At 61.8% G+C, this 16,677-nt stretch carries 17 protein-coding genes, 1 tRNA gene and 1 pseudogene; 8 read left to right on the top strand and 11 right to left on the bottom strand.

The annotated features are described in order from the left end of the window. Nucleotides 1-91 precede the first annotated feature (91 nt). From BVG79_RS02280 to BVG79_RS02265, 4 genes are read left to right on the top strand one after another with little or no spacing between them, the layout of a single operon-like run. A complete protein-coding gene (locus BVG79_RS02280; RefSeq protein ID WP_157115606.1) occupies nucleotides 92-1,687 on the top strand; it encodes an ABC transporter substrate-binding protein in 1,596 nt (531 codons plus the stop codon). 19 nt (nucleotides 1,688-1,706) lie between these two features. Next, nucleotides 1,707-2,648 carry an ABC transporter permease gene (locus tag BVG79_RS02275; protein ID WP_335617555.1) on the top strand — a complete coding sequence of 314 codons (942 nt, stop codon included), beginning with the start codon at nucleotides 1,707-1,709 and terminating at the stop codon, nucleotides 2,646-2,648. 13 nt (nucleotides 2,649-2,661) lie between these two features. Beyond that, nucleotides 2,662-3,468, top strand: coding sequence for an ABC transporter permease (locus BVG79_RS02270; RefSeq protein WP_085785461.1), 807 nt, complete (start codon nucleotides 2,662-2,664; stop codon nucleotides 3,466-3,468). Continuing rightward, nucleotides 3,465-5,081, top strand: coding sequence for a dipeptide ABC transporter ATP-binding protein (locus tag BVG79_RS02265; protein ID WP_085785460.1), 1,617 nt, complete (start codon nucleotides 3,465-3,467; stop codon nucleotides 5,079-5,081). The genes BVG79_RS02270 and BVG79_RS02265 overlap by 4 nt, the downstream gene beginning before the upstream one ends. Here the strand turns inward: BVG79_RS02265 and BVG79_RS02260 are convergent, their stop codons facing one another. Together BVG79_RS02260 and BVG79_RS02255 are read right to left on the bottom strand one after the other, a co-directional pair. Further along, on the bottom strand, nucleotides 5,082-5,984 hold the full coding sequence (locus BVG79_RS02260; RefSeq protein ID WP_085785459.1) for a LysR family transcriptional regulator: 903 nt from the start codon (nucleotides 5,982-5,984) through the stop codon (nucleotides 5,082-5,084). A 630-nt stretch (nucleotides 5,985-6,614) separates the two neighbouring features. After that, nucleotides 6,615-7,741 (bottom strand): IS3 family transposase gene (locus tag BVG79_RS02255; protein WP_418268927.1). Its coding sequence is split into 2 segments (ribosomal slippage): nucleotides 6,615-7,480 and nucleotides 7,480-7,741, totalling 1,128 coding nucleotides; the frame shifts between segments, so codons are not numbered across the junction. Here BVG79_RS02255 and BVG79_RS13810 point away from each other — a divergent pair. Both BVG79_RS13810 and BVG79_RS13805 read left to right on the top strand, forming a co-directional pair. Then, nucleotides 7,685-8,137: an FAD-binding protein gene (locus BVG79_RS13810; RefSeq protein WP_157115604.1), complete on the top strand. Its 453-nt coding sequence runs from the start codon at nucleotides 7,685-7,687 to the stop codon at nucleotides 8,135-8,137. The two genes, BVG79_RS02255 and BVG79_RS13810, sit on opposite strands and share 57 nt — an antisense overlap. Before the next feature lie 82 nt (nucleotides 8,138-8,219). Next, a complete protein-coding gene (locus BVG79_RS13805; protein ID WP_257789407.1) occupies nucleotides 8,220-8,354 on the top strand; it encodes a hypothetical protein in 135 nt (44 codons plus the stop codon). 4 nt (nucleotides 8,355-8,358) lie between these two features. On the opposite strand, the gene BVG79_RS13415 is transcribed toward BVG79_RS13805, so the two are convergent. Both BVG79_RS13415 and BVG79_RS02250 read right to left on the bottom strand, forming a co-directional pair. Beyond that, nucleotides 8,359-8,574, bottom strand: a complete 216-nt coding sequence (locus tag BVG79_RS13415) for a hypothetical protein (RefSeq protein WP_157115603.1) — start codon at nucleotides 8,572-8,574, stop codon at nucleotides 8,359-8,361. Further along, complete coding sequence (locus tag BVG79_RS02250) at nucleotides 8,571-9,479, bottom strand: NAD(P)-dependent oxidoreductase (protein WP_085785458.1); 909 nt, start codon at nucleotides 9,477-9,479, stop codon at nucleotides 8,571-8,573. The genes BVG79_RS13415 and BVG79_RS02250 overlap by 4 nt, the downstream gene beginning before the upstream one ends. A 145-nt stretch (nucleotides 9,480-9,624) precedes the next feature. Here BVG79_RS02250 and BVG79_RS02245 point away from each other — a divergent pair, with 145 nt between their 5' ends. Next, complete coding sequence (locus BVG79_RS02245; protein ID WP_085787198.1) at nucleotides 9,625-10,089, top strand: Lrp/AsnC family transcriptional regulator; 465 nt, start codon at nucleotides 9,625-9,627, stop codon at nucleotides 10,087-10,089. 37 nt (nucleotides 10,090-10,126) lie between these two features. Here the strand turns inward: BVG79_RS02245 and BVG79_RS13410 are convergent. The 7 genes and pseudogenes from BVG79_RS13410 to leuC form a co-directional block, all read right to left on the bottom strand. Then, nucleotides 10,127-10,297: pseudogene (locus tag BVG79_RS13410) on the bottom strand (transposase); the annotation flags it as partial. A gap of 252 nt (nucleotides 10,298-10,549) precedes the next feature. Then, nucleotides 10,550-10,626 (bottom strand) — tRNA-Pro (locus tag BVG79_RS02240). A 45-nt stretch (nucleotides 10,627-10,671) separates the two neighbouring features. After that, the gene (locus BVG79_RS02235) at nucleotides 10,672-11,634 is read right to left on the bottom strand and encodes a DMT family transporter (RefSeq protein ID WP_085785457.1); all 963 of its coding nucleotides are present in this window, start codon (nucleotides 11,632-11,634) and stop codon (nucleotides 10,672-10,674) included. 95 nt (nucleotides 11,635-11,729) lie between these two features. Beyond that, nucleotides 11,730-12,833, bottom strand: coding sequence for a 3-isopropylmalate dehydrogenase (gene leuB, locus BVG79_RS02230; protein WP_085785456.1), 1,104 nt, complete (start codon nucleotides 12,831-12,833; stop codon nucleotides 11,730-11,732). Between the two features lie 22 nt (nucleotides 12,834-12,855). Next, on the bottom strand, nucleotides 12,856-13,812 hold the full coding sequence (locus BVG79_RS02225) for an endonuclease/exonuclease/phosphatase family protein (RefSeq protein ID WP_085785455.1): 957 nt from the start codon (nucleotides 13,810-13,812) through the stop codon (nucleotides 12,856-12,858). 4 nt (nucleotides 13,813-13,816) lie between these two features. Beyond that, nucleotides 13,817-14,422, bottom strand: a complete 606-nt coding sequence (gene leuD, locus BVG79_RS02220) for a 3-isopropylmalate dehydratase small subunit (RefSeq protein ID WP_085785454.1) — start codon at nucleotides 14,420-14,422, stop codon at nucleotides 13,817-13,819. Between the two features lie 11 nt (nucleotides 14,423-14,433). Then, nucleotides 14,434-15,843, bottom strand: a complete 1,410-nt coding sequence (gene leuC / locus BVG79_RS02215; protein WP_085785453.1) for a 3-isopropylmalate dehydratase large subunit — start codon at nucleotides 15,841-15,843, stop codon at nucleotides 14,434-14,436. 443 nt (nucleotides 15,844-16,286) lie between these two features. On the opposite strand from leuC, the gene rsfS reads away from it, so the two are divergent. After that, entirely contained in the window at nucleotides 16,287-16,676 is a 390-nt protein-coding gene (gene rsfS, locus BVG79_RS13620; protein ID WP_198167875.1) for a ribosome silencing factor, read from the top strand. Nucleotide 16,677 lies beyond the last annotated feature (1 nt).

The following is a 16,677-nucleotide window of genomic DNA, read 5'->3' as shown; positions in this document are numbered from 1 at the left end:
CTTTACCCCGACTTTTCCGCTCGATACGCCGCAAGGGGTTGCAACCGGGCAACGAAGCGCGCCAAAACACCGCGTCTCAGGAGGTTCTGAAATGACGACCCAATCTGTTCCCTGCACGCACCGCGTGGCATACGGCGCTGCGGCGCTCGCCATGCTGTTGGCGCTGCAAGTCGGGCCGGCGGCGGCGCAGACGCTGCGGGTTGTCATGCAATCGGGGCTGCGCATTCTGGACCCGGTCGTGACGACGGGCTACATCACCCGCGACCACGGCTATATGATCTACGATACCCTGCTAGGCATGGATGCGGATTTCAACATCCGCCCGCAGATGGCCGACTGGACGGTATCGGACGACAACCTAACTTACACGTTCACGCTGCGCGACGGGCTGCTTTGGCACGACAGCACTCCCGTCACCGCGCAGGATTGCATCGCATCCATCCGCCGCTGGGCCGAAGTCGACGGAACCGGCGTGCCGCTGATGCAATTCATCGCCAGTATCGACGCGATCGACGCCAAGACATTCCAGATCACCCTGAACGAGCCGACGGGCCTATTGCTGGCGGGTCTGGCGCGCCTGTCCTCGCGGCCCGTGTTCATGATGCCGGCGCGCGTCGCCAACACGCCAGCAAGCCAGCCGATTACCGACACCACCGGCTCGGGCCCGTTCCGCTTTGTTACGGAAGACTACCAGCCCGGCCTGCGCGTCGTTTATGCGCGCAACGATGCCTATGTCCCCCGTGACGAGCCCCCCAGCTGGACCGCAGGCGGCAAGGTCGTCAACGTCGACCGCGTCGAATGGCAGGCCATCCCCGACCAGATGACAGCTGTCAACGCGCTGATCAATGACGAGGTCGACTACATCCAGCAGGTGCCGTTCGATCTGCTGCCCCTGCTGGACGGCAACCCCGACATCACCGTCGATGCGCTAGACCGGATGGGCACATGGACCTATTTCCGCATGAACCACCTGCAGCCGCCGTTCGACAACCCGCTGCTGCGCCGCGCCGCGATGGCCGCCGTGTCGCAGACCGACATCTTGCAAGCCGCTGTCGGCAACCCCGATCTGTTCAGCACCTGCGCTGCCGTCATGGGCTGCGGCACGCCCAATGGTGATGAATATGGCCGCGACTGGCTGATCGAAGGTAATATCGACATGGCCCGCGCCCTACTGGCCGAGGCGGGCTACGACGGCGCACCCGTCGTCATCTTGCAGCCCACCGACCTTGCCATCGTCGCGACCCAGCCGATCGTAATCGCCGATGCGCTGCGCCGCGCGGGTTTCACGGTCGATCTGCGCACGATGGACTGGCAGACCCTGCAAAGCCAGCTGCGCAACCAGGCGCCCACCCTAGACGGCGGCTGGAGCCTGTACTCCAGCGCGGCCACACTGGCGACATCAGGCGACCCGTTCGGCAACCCCAATCTGGCCACCGCCGGATTACGCTCGACCACAGGCTGGCCCGATGTCCCCGAAATCGAGGCCCGGCGCACCGCTTATGCCCGCGCCGTCACCCCCGCCGCCCAGCGCGACATTGCCCGCCAGATCCAGCGCCTTGCCATCGACAACGGCGTCGTCGCCCCGCTGGGGCAGTTCCATATCCCCACCGCCTATCGCAACAGCTACAGCGGCTTCCTGCCCGCGCCGGTCACCCTGTTCTGGAACGTCGCGAAAACAGGGGGATAGCGCCGCAATGCTTTGCTACGTGATAAAGCGGGTCTTCGCGTCAGTTCCCGTTGTGGCGGTAACGGCGATCATCGTCTTTGCGCTGCTACGCCTGACGCCTGGCGATCCGGCGGCAGTCTTGGCGGGCGAAAACGCAACAGCGCAGCAAGTCGACCAACTGCGCCAGACGCTGGGCCTTGACCAACCACTTCCACTGCAATTCTGGGTCTGGGCCCAAGCCCTTTTGCACGGTGATCTGGGGCTGTCGTTGATTTCGGGCCAGCCTGTGACGGCGCTGATCGCGGGCCGGATGGGCCCGACCTTGGCGGTATCGGTCACCTCGGTCCTGTTCACTCTGATCGTCGCCATTCCACTGGGGGTGGCCGCCGCGCACAAACCGGGCGGCGCTGTCGACCGGCTGGTAAGCTGCATTGCCGCGATCGGGGTATCGGTGCCCGCCTTTGTGATTGGCTATATTCTGATTTACCTAGTCGCCCTGCGCATGGGGTGGCTGCCGGTGCAAGGCTACCGACCGCTATCCGATGGCCTCTGGCCACACCTGCAGCGGCTGATCTTGCCGACACTCGCCCTCAGCGGCGCGTATATCGCGCTGGTCGCCCGCATGACGCGCAGCAGCCTGATCGCCATTTTGCACGCCGACTACATCCGCACCGCACGGGCCAAAGGCGCCCCCGAACATACCGTGCTGCTGCGCCACGGGCTGCGCAATGCAGCCGTGCCCATCGTCACGGTGGTCGGCGCGGGCGTCGCGTCGCTGATCACCGGCGTTGTGGTCACCGAATCCGTCTTCAACCTGCCCGGCCTTGGCCGATTGATGGTCGAGGCCCTGCTGGCGCGCGACTACCCCGTGATTCAAGGGCTGATCTTGCTGTTTGCGCTGATCTACATTGCCATCAACCTGATCGTTGACCTGCTATATGTGGCGCTGACCCCGCGCCTGCGCACGCGGCAAACACTATGACGGGCACGCAGTCATGACCGGTCGCACGCTGATGTTTGCGCTGGTGCCGCTGTTGGCCGTCGTGGCGATGGCACTGGCGGCCCCGTGGCTCGCGCCGCATGACCCCATGGCTATCGCCCCTGCAATCCGGCTGCAGCCGCCCAGCGCCACATACTGGCTGGGCACCGACGCGTTCGGCCGCGACATCGCCTCGCGCATGATTTATGGCAGCCGCGTTTCGTTGATCGTGGGCGCAGGCGCCACCATAGCCAGCGTCGTATTGGGGATGGCAGTGGCGCTGCTTGCAGGCTGCGCGCGGGTGATCGACGCCACCCTCATGCGCGTGATGGACGGCATTATGGCCATCCCCGGCGTTTTGCTGGCGATTGCGCTGGCCGCGCTGTCGGGGGCCACGCTGGGGGCAGTCCTCGCCGCCATTATCATCCCCGAAGTGCCCCGCGTCGCCCGCCTCGTGCGCGGCGGCGTGCTGCAAGCCAGCACCGAACCCTATGTCGAGGCCGCCGTCACCCTCGGCACCCCGATGCCGCGGATTTTGCTGCGCCACATCCTGCCCAGCACGTTTGGCCCGCTGATCGTGCAAGCCACGTTCATCTTCGGCGCATCCATCCTGACCGAGGCGACCCTCGGCTTTCTGGGCGCGGGACTGCCAAGTGAAACCCCGTCGTGGGGCAATATCATGGCGCAGGGGCGCATGTATTTCCAACTGCACCCGGGGATGGTGCTGTTCCCGGGGCTGGCGCTGGCCGTTACACTGCTGTGCGTGAACTGCTTGGGAAACGCGCTGCACGCGCGCCTCGATCCCGTAATAAGGCAAGCATGACCAAGACGCCCGTGTTGCAGATCAAGGGGCTGTCGATAGGGCAGCAGGCGCAGGCCCGCACGGAATTGGTGCGGGATGTCAGCCTTACCGTGCGCGCGGGCGAAACAGTCTGCGTTGTGGGCGAAAGTGGTTCGGGCAAGTCGCTGACCGCGCTGTCCATCATGGGGCTGCTGGACCCGGCTGCCCTACGCCCCACGGCAGGCCAGATCCTGCTGGAGGGCGAGGATGTGCTGCGCGTCAGCCCCGCGCGGATGCGCGCCCTGCGCGCTGCGCGCATGTCGATGATCTTCCAAGAACCGATGAGCGCCCTGAACCCCGCCGCGCGCATCGGCGCCCAGATAGACGAAGTTCTGCGCCTGCATACCCCCCTGCCGCCCCGCACCCGCAAGGCGCGCGTCATGGACATGCTGGCCGCCGCGCAACTGCCCGACCCGCCGCGCATTTACGCCGCCTATCCCCACCAACTGTCGGGCGGACAGTTGCAGCGCGTGATGATCTGCATGGCGCTGATTTTGCGCCCGCGCCTGCTGATTGCAGACGAGCCGACCACCGCGCTGGATGTCGGCACGCAGCGGCAAATCCTGTCGCTGATTGCTGCCTTGCAGGCGCAACAGGGTACAGCCGTGCTGTTCATCACGCATGATTTTGGCGTCGTCGCCGATATTGCCGACCGCGTCGTCGTCATGCGCGCGGGCGCGGTGGTCGAAACAGGGCCGCGCGACAGCATATTGCGGGCACCCTCGCAGCCTTATACCCGCGACCTGATCGCCGCCGTGCCCAGCCTGCGCCCACCCGTGCGTGCGCCCATCGCAAGCGCAACGGCGCTGGAAGTAAATGCGCTTTCCAAAAGCTTCACAGCCCGCCGCTTGCTGCGCTCCGTGTCCCGAACCGAGGCCGTCGCGAACATCAGCCTGCACGTCCGCAGCGGCGAGGTTCTGGGCATCGTCGGGCCATCTGGATCGGGTAAATCGACACTGGCCCGCTGCATTATGGGGCTGGAACGCCCCGACCAAGGCCAAGTCCGCATCGCGGGGCGCGACATCAGCCCCCTGCGCGACGCGCGGCGCGATCTGCAAATGGTTTTCCAAGATCCCTACCGGTCCCTGAACCCGCGCCTGAACATACGCGACGCCCTTACCGAAGGCCCGACGAACTTCGGCACCCCTCTTGCGACCGCACGGGCCGCGGCCGAGGCGATGATCACGCGGGTTGGCCTGTCGCCCGCCGCGCTGCAGCGCTACCCCCACCAGTTTTCGGGCGGGCAACGCCAGCGCATCGCTATCGCGCGCGCGCTGATGCTGCGCCCAAAGGTGCTGGTGGCCGACGAAGCGGTCTCGGCCTTGGATGTCTCCGTTCAGGCGCAGATTCTGCACCTGCTCGACCAGATCCGCCGCGAAACGGTCCTATCTATTGTTTTCATCACGCACGACCTGCGCGTTGCCGCGCAAATCTGCGACCGGATCATGGTCATGCAGGACGGGCGCGTTGTCGAAGACGGGCCCGCCCATACGGTACTGACAGCCCCGAAAGCCCCGCTAACGCGCGAGCTGCTGGATGCAGCCCCCGGGCGCGCATGGGATTTTGTGGCCGGTGCCCCAATGCCCAAGGGGTGATCAGGGTTTGAACAACTCCAGCGCGCGCTCCATCGCGTGGACGAAGTGCATCTGGGGACTGGCCTCTTTCAGCGGGGCCAAGCTGAGGACATTCAGGTCAATCGACAGCGGCTCGCGCAGCGGCAGCACGCGCATACCGGGCACCGGCATGTTCTTGGCGGTGAATGGATCGACAATCGTCGCCGCCCCGCGCATGCGAGCCAAATGCGGCAGCGCATCCAGCGAATAGCTGGACACCCGATCATCGGGGACGATGCCATGGCGGCTGATTGCATCCAGAATCTTCGCGCCGATCGGCCCGCGCGGCGCCATCGCCATGAAGGGCAAATCGGGGCCCAATGTTTCCAGCGCCAGTGTGGTGGTGTTGGAGGCGGGGTGTTCATCGGGAACAAGGGCGACAAGATCGAACCAGCCGATGCGGTGGGCGGCCAATCCATGCGCCTCGGGTAGACCCGCGACAATGCCCAGATCAATCCGCTCCTCGCGGATCAGGGCGATCTGCTGTTCTGCCAAGCTGATCGTGACCGAGACCTTCAGCGCGGGCACGTGCTGGAGCACCTCCTCCATCGCGTAGGCCATGTGCGTGTGGGCAACCAAGCTGATCGTGGCAACAGACAGACGCGTCTCGCTGCCGTCGCTCATCCGGCTGACGTGTCTCTCCAGCCGTGTCAGACTGTCGGACAGGGTCTTGCTTTCATCGAAAAGCTTGTCCGCCTCGCGTGTGGGGTGCAGCTTACCACGGCGCAGTTCAAACAGCGGCACCTTCAGCGAGGCCTCGAAATCGCGCAGATGGCGGCTGGCCGTGGGCTGCGAGATACCCAGCTGCCGCGCCGCGACACTCAGCAAGCCATATTGGTAGACGGCACAGAAAACTTGGATGCGTTGTAGAGTGAGTTGCTTCATAAAGCACCCATAGCATTACACTAATATGCATTAAAGATATTTAATCAATTACGGCAAGCTATGGCCCAAAATCGCCAATGAATACCCAGCGTACAGTCAGGCAGCCCGAGGCCACGGAGCACCTATCTGGACGCACTGGTCGGCAACGCATCGCCACCAGCCCATTACGTATTCTTGGACCGCGGCCCCGCTGCCATCGCCGTGCAGGGACGCATGACCCATCTGAAATTTTTTTGAGCGCGCCACGATTCGGGTTACCACGCCGAAACGCCCGGCGGCGCAGCACTGGGACGCACCTACGAGAGTAAACCTTCCAACATTAATACGTTGGCCGCCGACAAAGACCGCTTCCGCGCGGGTGATGTCTCAGCGCCCTTCCCGACGCCCTTCACGGGGGCCGATTACCGCTGGCTGAACCTGATGAAGCGCGCGTTCCAAGGTCTGGGCGGCGTCATGTGGGGGCGGCCAAGCGATTGCTGCGGGTATGCTCGACGGTGTGAACAGCGCCGGCATCCCCGTCTGGAGCCGCGCCGCTGTGGCCGAGCTGTTGCGCGAGAGCGACCGCGTGAAAGACGCCATCGTCTAGCAGGACTGGACTTGCACCGTTTTCGTTCCGGTGTGTTGCTGATGTTATGCGGCGATCTTTTCGAAGGCCACGGGTGATTTTCCATTCAACGAAGAATGCCGCCTGCGCGGATTGTAGAATCCGTTGATGTATTCGAACACCGCGACCTCGACGTCCCGGCGTGTTTGCCACGTGTTTCGCCAGATGAGTTCGGCCTTGAGCGACTTGAAGAAACTCTCGACTGCGGAATTATCGTAACAATTTCCTTTGCCACTCATGGAAGGCAGCAACTCGTGACGGCGAAGGCGCTTCTGATACGCGTGCGCACAATATTGCGCGCCGCGATCGGTGCGGTGAATGCAGCCCGGTGGCGGTCGGCGTAACGCGATTGCCATGTCCAAAGCCCGCAAGGCCAAGTCCTGCTTCATACGGTTGCTGATTGCCCAACCGATTACGCGCCTCGAATATAGATCAATGATCACAGAGAGATAGGCCCATCCTTCGCAGGTCCAAATATAGGTGATATCTCCCGCCCATTTCTGGTTCGGGGCCCGCGCCGTGAAATCCTGGTTCAGACGGTTCGGGGCGATGTTGAAACTGTGGTCGCTGTCGGTCGTGCGCTTGAATTTGCGGCTTCGCAAGACCTGGATGCCATTGTCGCGCATGATCCGGGCAACCCTGCGTTGCCCCACCCTGATGCCCAATTCGGTCAATTCCTGCGTCATGCGCGGGCGGCCATAGCTACCCAGACTGAGCCGGTGCTGTTCGCGAATATGGGCCAGAAGGACCATGTCGCGCCGCTGACGCAGCGAGGGCGGCCTGTGACGCCACGCTCGTAAACCACGGTCCGAAACTTGCATCAGACAGCAAAGGCGGGCGCGTGAAAGATCTCCGCGATACTCCGCAATGAACTGAAATCTCACTGCTTTTGGCTCGCGAAGAGGATCGCGGCCTTTTTTAGTACTTCCCTCTCCTCCCGCAGGATACGGTTCTCTTTGCGCAAGCGCTCATTCTCGCGGCGTAGTTCCGCGTCCTCGGCCGCTGTCGGATCGGTCGAATAATCCCGCATCCACTTGCCCAAGGTCGAAAACCCGACACCAAGGTCCGACGCCACCTGTCGCCGTGTCAGGCCGCTATGCGTCGCGATCCCAACCGCATCGCGCTTGAAATCTTCACTGTGCTTGGGTGCCATATCTGGTCTCCTTTATGGCGAGCATTGCTCGTAGAAAACCGGAACGGAAGTGAGACAAGTCCAGTCAGCCAACATTACCGCTTGACTGCCCGGCGCGGGGTGGTGCTGGCTGCGGGCGGCTATGACCACAACATGCCGATGCCCCAGCAGTACCAGTCCTCCGGCCCGACCCATGACCTCAGCTCCGGAGCCGAGGGAAACACCGGCGACGCGATAACACCAGGTCGAGCCTTCGATGCGGATCTGCGCCTGATGGCGGAAAACTGGTGGTCCCCTGAGATCAAGTCGAACGATGGCGACTACCCTGCCATGTTACTGGCCAAACTTTTGCCCCCCTGGCGGCATCATCGTCGACCAGAAAAACCTCGACAGCTATCTGCTTGCCTGATCGATTAAGCCGGGGCAGGATCTGCCAAAATCGTGGTATGGCACGGGTATCGGCTTCAAGGCATCAAACCCCGCCGACCTCGTCAGCAAGATGCCCGCGGCGCTGGCGGCAACCATCGCGCGGTTCGACGGCAACGCATGGGAAGGCAAAGACCCCGACCACCGCGGGAAACCGCCTATGACCGCAGCGATGGTCGCCTTTGCCGCAGTGATCGGCCTTGAATAGGCGATCAGCCAGAGGTTCCAGCTTGTGTAGAGGCTTTTTCCGCTCCAGACTGGCCTTGGCATTCTGTCGATTGCCCTTGCAGCATTGGTTGTTGGGCCAGACCAATCGCGAGGTTGATCAATCCCGGAATGCGGGCCGCTTCGATGTTGCGGCTGATCAGTTCATTCGTCTGCGCAGGCCATGGCGCGAGATGCGAAGCGGTAAGAGCTTGAATGTTCATAAGGAAGCCTCGGATCTGGAGGGTCGGAACAATCGAGTGCTACGCGCCTCGATGGCATGAAGGACGGCAATCATGTCGGTGCGTTCACTGTTGAGCCCCAGAGCTTCGCCGTAAAGCTCATGCGCCGCCTCCAACATCGGCACCGCCGCACCAAGGCGCAGCGCCTCGTCGCGGATCAGGCTAGTGCTAGCCCGGGCATCGCTCAACGCGGCTTGAGGAGAGAAGTCTTCAACGATCACCTTGCCCATCTTGATCCGGGTCAGATCGCAGTCGAGTGGGCCAGCAGCAAGTGCCTCGGCAAGACTTTCCATCGGCAGTCCCGCACTTGCCGCGAAATGGGCAGCTTCGGCCAAACCTGCAATCATGGCGTTGAGGTGCAGGTTAACGGCCAGCTTCATGCGAAGACCCGCGCCTACCGCCCCACACTTGACGAGCGATGAACACATCTGGCGCAGATAGGGTTCAACAATCGCGAGGTCGTCGGGATCCCCAGCGACAAGCCCGACGAGCCGCGCGGACTCTGCCGGAATCCGCGACCCTGAAACCGGTGCCTCTACGAAGCGCCCACCGGCAGCGCTGATGTCCCGGGCCAGCGCCTCGGAGTAGTCCGGCGCCACCGAGGCCATGTTCACGATGATCCTCCCCCTAACATTACTGACAAAGTTCGGCGAGTCGCGCTCTATTACCGCATCGAGCGCCTGCTGGTTCACGAGCATCAGGAAGACGATGTCGCCAAAACGCATGGCTTCCTGAGCCGTACGAGCAAACTGGATGTTCGAGGCTGTCAGATCAGCCTCGCGGCCGACACTGCGGTTCCACACACACAGCGGATCTCCCGATCGTGCGAGATTGCCCGCCATAGGCAGCCCCATTATTCCAAGTCCCAGAAATGCCAGCGTAGCCATATCGTGTCTCAATGGTTATTTTGAGGCATCTTATGGCCAAAGCCACGCTATTGGCGGCCAAATACAGCCAATCATAACAAGTATTATGGCATAATATTCCATATTTTGCGATAGACATGGAATAATGCGCCACGAGGAACTCCCGATGAGCACGACTATCGACGAAACAGACCGGCGAATCCTGCGTGCGCTCCAGCGCGACGGGCGCAAAACCAATGTCGAGATCGCGGCCGAGGTTGGACTTTCGCCCACACCCTGCCTGCGACGCATCCGCATCCTTGAGGAACGCGGTGTGATCAGCCGCTACGTCGCGCTCTTGAACCCCGAAGCGGTCGATTTGGGACTGTCGGTCTTCGTCCGCGTCTGGCTGACCGGTCAGGATGCAAAGACGGTAAGCGCCTTCATCGCCGCAGTTGAAAGGTCATCGTCAATCGTTGAGTGTCATCTGATGGCCGGAGATTGCGACTACATCCTGCGCGTTGTAAGTCGAGACATGACTGACTACCGGCGCTTCCAGATGGAGATCATGTCCAAACTGCCGGGGGTGATGAACTTCAAGACGGACATACCGATGCAGCTGGTCAAATGGTCCACTGAGCTGCCCATATAAATCAACCGGTCGGGACGCATTCGGCAATCGAATCTCAACTATCATAGGCACCATCAGTGGTGGCGCGGCCAATCTCCTCGTCCAGCGGGATCTGACCGAGCAGGTCGGGCAAGTCTGGTACCTCGCCGATATGGCTTGCCGTGATCCCGACGGCCCGGACCTCCAGCGTTTGCTTGTCTATCCCGAGGTGGATCTTGCGCCAGAGACGGTCCTATTTTTACCGCGAAGCCCAAGGAAGATTACCATCTCAAATTGCTGGGGGATGCAGTGCAACGCTGCCGAATGACAGGTCAACGTCCATAGCCGTCCATTAGCCTGTACAGCATAGGCAATTATGAGGAAGCGAAGTTTTAGACCCTAAGTACATGAAAATAAGTATAAAAACGCCCATGGGCGCTTTATTTAATTAGGGGACTATGACCGAAAAGGCAGAACTATCTGCCACTTATCAAACATTTACTGGTCGGAGCGAGAGGATTCGAACCTCCGACCCCCTGCTCCCGAAGCAGGTGCGCTACCAGGCTGCGCTACGCTCCGACCGTGGCGCGAGAGGTAGCGCCGTGCTGCGTGAAACGCAAGGGCCTATTCAGTGTTTTTCGTAAGGTTAACTGACTGCCGCGCGACGCTAGGGCGCAACAGTGTTCCGGTATCCGCGCGCATCTTGGTCCGCAAAACAGGGTGATTGTCCGATGCATCGCTACGCCCCTCACGGACGACAATGTAGATACCGGAGCCAATAATGATCGCGGTGCCCACTGTCGTCCACAGATCCATATCCTCGCGGAAGATGAAATGCCCGAAAATCGAGGCCCAGATGATCTGCGAATACTGCATCGGGGCCACGACAACGGCTTCGCCCGATTTGTAGGCCTGAATGCTGAATAGGCCCCCCAACAGGCTCAGCAAGGCCATCGCGGCAAATAGACCTAAATGCTCGATCAGCATCGGCTGGTAAACGAACGGCAGCGCAGCCCCCATGACCAGAAAGTTACCGAACAGGGGGTAAAGCAGCAACACAACAGGCCGCTCTTTCCCGCCGACCTTGCGCAGCGCGATAGCAGACAATGCACCGGCGCACGCCCCTACCAGTGCCGCGGCATGGCCCAAGCCCAGCTCGGCCGTTCCCGGACGCACAACCACGATCACCCCGACCAACCCTGCGCAAACCGCCAGCCATCGCCGCAAACGCACCCGCTCACCCAAAAACGGAATGGACAGAATGGTAATCAACAAGGGCGTGGCAAAGATGATCGCGTACACCTGTGTAAGCGGCAGGGCTTTAAAGGCATAGAATACCGAAACACCCGACACCAATGCCGCCCCTGTCCGCAGCGCAACCCATCCCGGATGTACGGGCTTCAGCGTGCCCGGGCGCGGGTCTTGCACCAGCATCAGCAGCGCCAAAGGAAAGCTGAACATGACCGAGAAAAAGATCAGCTGGAACGTCGGATAGACCCCACCCATCGTTTTGACGATAACATCGTGCAACGAGAAAATCGCAAATGCGATCAGCGCGAATACCGCGCCTTTTGCGTTCGAACCCATTGCACCCTCGGGTCAGTTAAAAGGCCGGAGCGGCACCAAACCACTCCGGCCAAGCATGCTTGGGCAAGCAAATTGCCGGCCGGTTCACGAACGTGTTAAACCAACGTGTCAAGCGCCGCAATAATGGCATCACCCATTTGCGATGTCGAAATCGGTGTGCCACCCTCGGGGCCCAAAAGATCGGCAGTGCGCAGCCCATCGGCCAGCACTTTGTTCACCGCCGCCTCTAGCAGATCTGCCTGCGCGCCCAGTGCGAACGAATAGCGCAGTGCCATGCCGAAGCTGAGGATGCAGGCAATCGGGTTCGCCTTGCCCTGCCCCGCGATATCGGGGGCCGAGCCGTGGACTGGCTCGTACATCGCGCGGGGGTAGCCATTGGGGCCAGCGGCACCAAGGCTGGCCGATGGCAACATACCCAAACTGCCCGTCAGCATCGCCGCGGCATCCGACAAGATGTCACCGAACAGGTTATCGGTCAGAATCACGTCGAACTGCTTGGGCGCGCGCACCAGCTGCATCGCGCCGTTATCGGCATACATGTGCGACAGCTGCACATCGGGGAATTCGGTGTCGTGGATTTTCTGCACGACCTCGCGCCAGAGGATGCCGGCCTCCATCACGTTGGCCTTCTCCATCGAGCAGACCTTGTTGCCGCGCTGGCGCGCCAGCTGGAACGCCGACCGCGCCGCACGGGCGATTTCCGATTCGGTGTAGCGATGGGTGTTGATGCCGACCCGCTCGTTCCCCTCGGTGAAGATGCCGCGCGGCTCGCCGAAATACATCCCCGATGTCAGCTCGCGCAGGATCATGATGTCGAGGCCCGCGACCACCTCGCGCTTAAGCGACGAGAAATCGGCCAGCGCGTCAAAGCACTGCGCGGGGCGCAGATTGGCGTAAAGGTCTAGTTCCTTGCGCAACTTCAGCAAGCCGCGCTCGGGTTTCAGCGCGAAATCGAGCGTGTCGTATTTCGGGCCACCGACAGCGCCCAGCAGCACCGCATCAGCCGCCATCGCCTTGGCCAGCGTTTCATCCGCCAGCGGCGTGCCATAGCCATCATAGGCCGCGCCGCCGACAAAATCTTCGGACACATCAAATGCGGTACCGTGATCGGCATACCATGCGATCACCTTGCGCACTTCGGCCATGACTTCGGGGCCAATACCGTCACCGGCAAGGATCAACAGACTGGGATTGGGCACGGATAGGCTCCTTTCACGGGAATCATTCAGCAAGATCAATGTAAACAAGGGCGTGGGCGGTTAGCGCGGCTTCAGCTGGCCAAAGAATGCCCGCGCCCTGCACGGCCAGCGCGGCCGAGGGTAGCACGTAATCGACACGCAACGCGCCGGGCCCATCGGGCCAGTCTGCAGTTGCCGTGCCTTTATCCCCCGCCGGTCGCAGGTCATGCACCAAAGGATCGGCCAAAAAGGCCGCCATTGCCGCATGATCGCCCGCGCCCGCATCAGGGTCGAGGTTCGGTTTTCCCAACACGATAAAATCGCGCGGGGTGTCATTCAGATAGCGGCCCCACAGCGCCAGCTCGGCCGCGTTACGCTGCGCGTTGAAGGTGCTAAAAGCCGGGGTCGTCGCGGCGAAAACCAACAGATCGACAGGCCCCCGCGTGGTTTCGACCGGCACAACCCAATGCCCGTTCGACGACAGGCGCAGCACATCCGCCGCCCCTGCTGGCAAGCCATCGGGCAGCGGGGCCACATCGGCCCACAGCAGCGGCGTGTAATCCTGCACATTCCCCGCCAACGGCAGGCGCGACAGCAGCGCCATCGCCCCTTCGCCATAGAACCGACCCCATCCCTGCGCATCAGCGGCCTCGCCCAAACGGCCGTTTCCGTTCAGATCAAGACCGGTTGGCAGGCCTGCATTGGTCGGCAGGGCCAAGCGTAAGGGGTAATCCAGCCCCCGCGCCCTCAACAGCGCTGCAAAGGCACCCAGCGCCGCACCATCGGCGTCATAGTCAAAGCCCGTCAGCAGCAGCACATCGGGCTGCGCCGTCGCAATCAGATCCGCCGCCGCCACAACACCTGCATCTGCACGCAGAATATCGCGCAGCAACAGCCCCGGCCCGTTTCGCGATAGGCCCGCATCCCACGTGGCAATGCGCGTGTCGGCTGGGGCCAGCCCAGCCGCAGTGATCACCGCAAGGGACAGGGCCAGCCGCATCACATCAGACCCAAGGACGATCCGCAGCCAGACGCGCCTCGTAATCGGCGATCGCGTCGGCTTTTTCCAAGGTCAGCCCGATGTCATCCAGCCCGTTGGCCAAGCAGTGCTTGCGGAAAGCGTCCATTTCGAACGCAATCACCTGCCCATCCGACGTCGTGATGACCTGCCCCTCAAGGTCGACGGTCATGCGGGCATTCGCCCCTTTTTCGGCATCGGCCATCAGAATATCGACCTGCTCTTGCGGCAGGGTGATCGGCAGGATGCCGTTCTTGAAGCAGTTGTTGTAGAAGATGTCGGCAAAGCTCGTCGAGATCACACAGCGAATGCCGAAATCCAGCAGCGCCCACGGCGCGTGTTCGCGCGACGACCCGCAGCCGAAGTTATCGCCCGCCACAATAATCTGCGATGCGCGATAGGCGGGCTTGTTCAGCACGAAATCGGGGTTTTCGTTGCCTTGCGCGTCAAAACGCATCTCGTCAAAAGCATGCACGCCCAAGCCCGAGCGTTTGATCGTTTTCAGGAACTGCTTCGGAATGATCATGTCGGTATCGATATTCACCAGCGGCATAGGCGCGGCGATACCTGTCAGGGTGGTAAACTTGTCCATCTGGCTTCCCCTTATTCGGCAGGCAAAAAGTCACGCACATCGGTCAGACGACCGGTGATTGCAGCGGCGGCAGCCATAACAGGCGACATCAGGTGCGTGCGTGATCCGCGCCCCATCCGCCCTTCAAAATTGCGGTTCGATGTGGCGGCGCAGCGCTCGCCCGGGCCCATCTGGTCAGGGTTCATGCCCAAACACATCGAACAGCCCGCCAAACGCCATTCAAAGCCAGCCGCTTTGAAAATATCGGCCAGCCCCTCTTCCTCGGCCTGCAACCGCACCAGACCCGAGCCCGGCACCACCATGCCCCGCACGCCATCCGCCAGCTTGCGGCCCTTCAGGACAGATGCAGCAGCGCGCAGATCCTCGATCCGGCCGTTGGTGCAGCTGCCGATGAACACGGCGTCGATCTTGATGTCTTCCAGACGTTGCCCCGGCTGCAGACCCATATAGTCCAAGCTGCGGCGCGCGGCATCCACCTTGCCACCTTCGAAATCCTCGGGCGCGGGGACGCTGCTGGTGATCGGCAGGACGTCTTCGGGGCTTGTGCCCCATGTGACAACGGGGGCTATATCCTCGCCGCGAATGGTCACGACCTTGTCGAAATGAGCGTCTTCGTCAGTGAACAGCGTCTTCCACCACGCGACGGCCTTGTCCCAATTCTCGCCCGAGGGCGCATGGGGACGACCCTTCACATAGGCAAAGGTCGTCTCGTCCGGCGCGATCAGGCCTGCGCGGGCGCCCCCCTCGATCGCCATGTTGCAGACGGTCATGCGGCCTTCCATCGACAGAGCGCGGATCGCCTCGCCGCAGTATTCGATGACATAGCCGGTGCCGCCTGCCGTGCCCGTGTGCCCGATCACCGCCAGCGTAATGTCTTTGGCCGTCACACCGGGGCGCAGCTTGCCGGTGATCTCAACCTTCATATTCTTCGATTTTTTCTGGATCAGCGTCTGCGTCGCCAGCACGTGCTCGACCTCGGATGTGCCGATGCCGTGGGCCAACGCCCCAAATGCGCCGTGGGTCGCAGTATGGCTGTCGCCACACACAATGGTCATGCCCGGCAGCGTCCAGCCCTGCTCCGGCCCGATGATATGCACGATGCCCTGGCGAATGTCGTTCACGGGGTAGTAAACCACGCCGAATTCACGCGCGTTCTTGTCCAGCGCGTCGACCTGAATCCGCGATTCTTCGTTCTCGATGCCTTTGGAACGGTCCCATGTGGTGGGCACGTTGTGGTCGGGTACGGCGATGGTCTTTTCGGGCGAATGCACGGGGCGGCCCGCCATGCGCAGCCCCTCGAACGCCTGCGGGCTGGTGACTTCGTGCACCAGATGGCGGTCGATATACAGCAGGCAGGTGCCATCTTCCGCTTCGTGCGCGACGTGGGCATCCCAGATTTTATCATACAGTGTCTTGGGCATAGGTATCTCTTGCATTGCTAGGCTACGCCAGAGCGATCTGGCGCGAATGGGCTTTCAAAAGATGGAAAGGCGCATGGGGCGGGCTGTGCAGCAACAGCCCACCCGCGCGATCAAAGTCGCGCGAGGACCGATTGGGTCACACCGAAGAAACGCCCTGGAAGGCGCGCCCGGTCATGAATATCGAAGTAAACGAACCCTTGCATGGGGTCATGGCTACCCCTTTTCAAATCTTCCTTCAAGGGGCATTCTTCTTTTCGATAATTGCGCAGACGAATCCAGTCGGTCAGCATCCATTGAGATTCCGCCCACCTGCTGCTATATGGTTTGAAACGCCCGCGCTGGGGCCATTCCAGCGTGCCGCCCGAGAGGACAATGACCCTGATTTCCCGCCCTGCGCGCCCGACGACGACATACACGCACTGCACCGCACGGATGGTGCAGCAATGAGCGCGCCCGAAATGACCGAGAACGCCGCCGACAAGACCTACACATCCGACCAGCTTCTGGCCGCTGTGCTGGAATCGCTGGAAGACGACAAAGCCGAAGAAATCGTGCAGATCGACCTGCGCGGTCGGTCTTCGATGGGTGATTACATGGTGATCGCATCGGGCCGATCGACCCGCCAAGTCGCTGCTATCGCAGAGAAAATGGCAGATCGTCTAAAGCAAGACTTTGCGGTACTGTGCAAAATGGAAGGCCGCGAGGCTGCTGACTGGGTGCTGATCGATACGGGCGATATCATCGTTCATATCTTCCGCCCCGAAGTCCGCGAGTTCTACCAGCTGGAGAAAATGTGGATGCCCGCAGCCCCGGGGCCCGAAAAGTTCCGCTAAG

The sequence above is a fragment of the Ketogulonicigenium robustum genome (genome assembly GCF_002117445.1).
In the GTDB taxonomy this organism is placed as follows: Bacteria; Pseudomonadota; Alphaproteobacteria; order Rhodobacterales; family Rhodobacteraceae; genus Ketogulonicigenium; species Ketogulonicigenium robustum.
This window is presented reverse-complemented; position numbering and strand designations above follow the sequence as displayed.

Coding starts and splice junctions, on each gene's coding strand:
- BVG79_RS02280 (WP_157115606.1), top strand. CDS start 92: ATGACGACCCAATCTGTTCCCTGCACGCACCGCGTGGCATACGGCGCT.
- BVG79_RS02270 (WP_085785461.1), top strand. CDS start 2,662: ATGACCGGTCGCACGCTGATGTTTGCGCTGGTGCCGCTGTTGGCCGTC.
- BVG79_RS02265 (WP_085785460.1), top strand. CDS start 3,465: ATGACCAAGACGCCCGTGTTGCAGATCAAGGGGCTGTCGATAGGGCAG.
- BVG79_RS02260 (WP_085785459.1), bottom strand. CDS start 5,984: ATGAAGCAACTCACTCTACAACGCATCCAAGTTTTCTGTGCCGTCTAC.
- BVG79_RS13810 (WP_157115604.1), top strand. CDS start 7,685: ATGCGTCGCGATCCCAACCGCATCGCGCTTGAAATCTTCACTGTGCTT.
- BVG79_RS13805 (WP_257789407.1), top strand. CDS start 8,220: ATGCCCGCGGCGCTGGCGGCAACCATCGCGCGGTTCGACGGCAACGCA.
- BVG79_RS13415 (WP_157115603.1), bottom strand. CDS start 8,574: ATGAACATTCAAGCTCTTACCGCTTCGCATCTCGCGCCATGGCCTGCG.
- BVG79_RS02250 (WP_085785458.1), bottom strand. CDS start 9,479: ATGGCTACGCTGGCATTTCTGGGACTTGGAATAATGGGGCTGCCTATG.
- BVG79_RS02245 (WP_085787198.1), top strand. CDS start 9,625: ATGAGCACGACTATCGACGAAACAGACCGGCGAATCCTGCGTGCGCTC.
- BVG79_RS02235 (WP_085785457.1), bottom strand. CDS start 11,634: ATGGGTTCGAACGCAAAAGGCGCGGTATTCGCGCTGATCGCATTTGCG.
- BVG79_RS02225 (WP_085785455.1), bottom strand. CDS start 13,812: ATGCGGCTGGCCCTGTCCCTTGCGGTGATCACTGCGGCTGGGCTGGCC.
- leuD (WP_085785454.1), bottom strand. CDS start 14,422: ATGGACAAGTTTACCACCCTGACAGGTATCGCCGCGCCTATGCCGCTG.
- leuC (WP_085785453.1), bottom strand. CDS start 15,843: ATGCCCAAGACACTGTATGATAAAATCTGGGATGCCCACGTCGCGCAC.
- rsfS (WP_198167875.1), top strand. CDS start 16,287: ATGAGCGCGCCCGAAATGACCGAGAACGCCGCCGACAAGACCTACACA.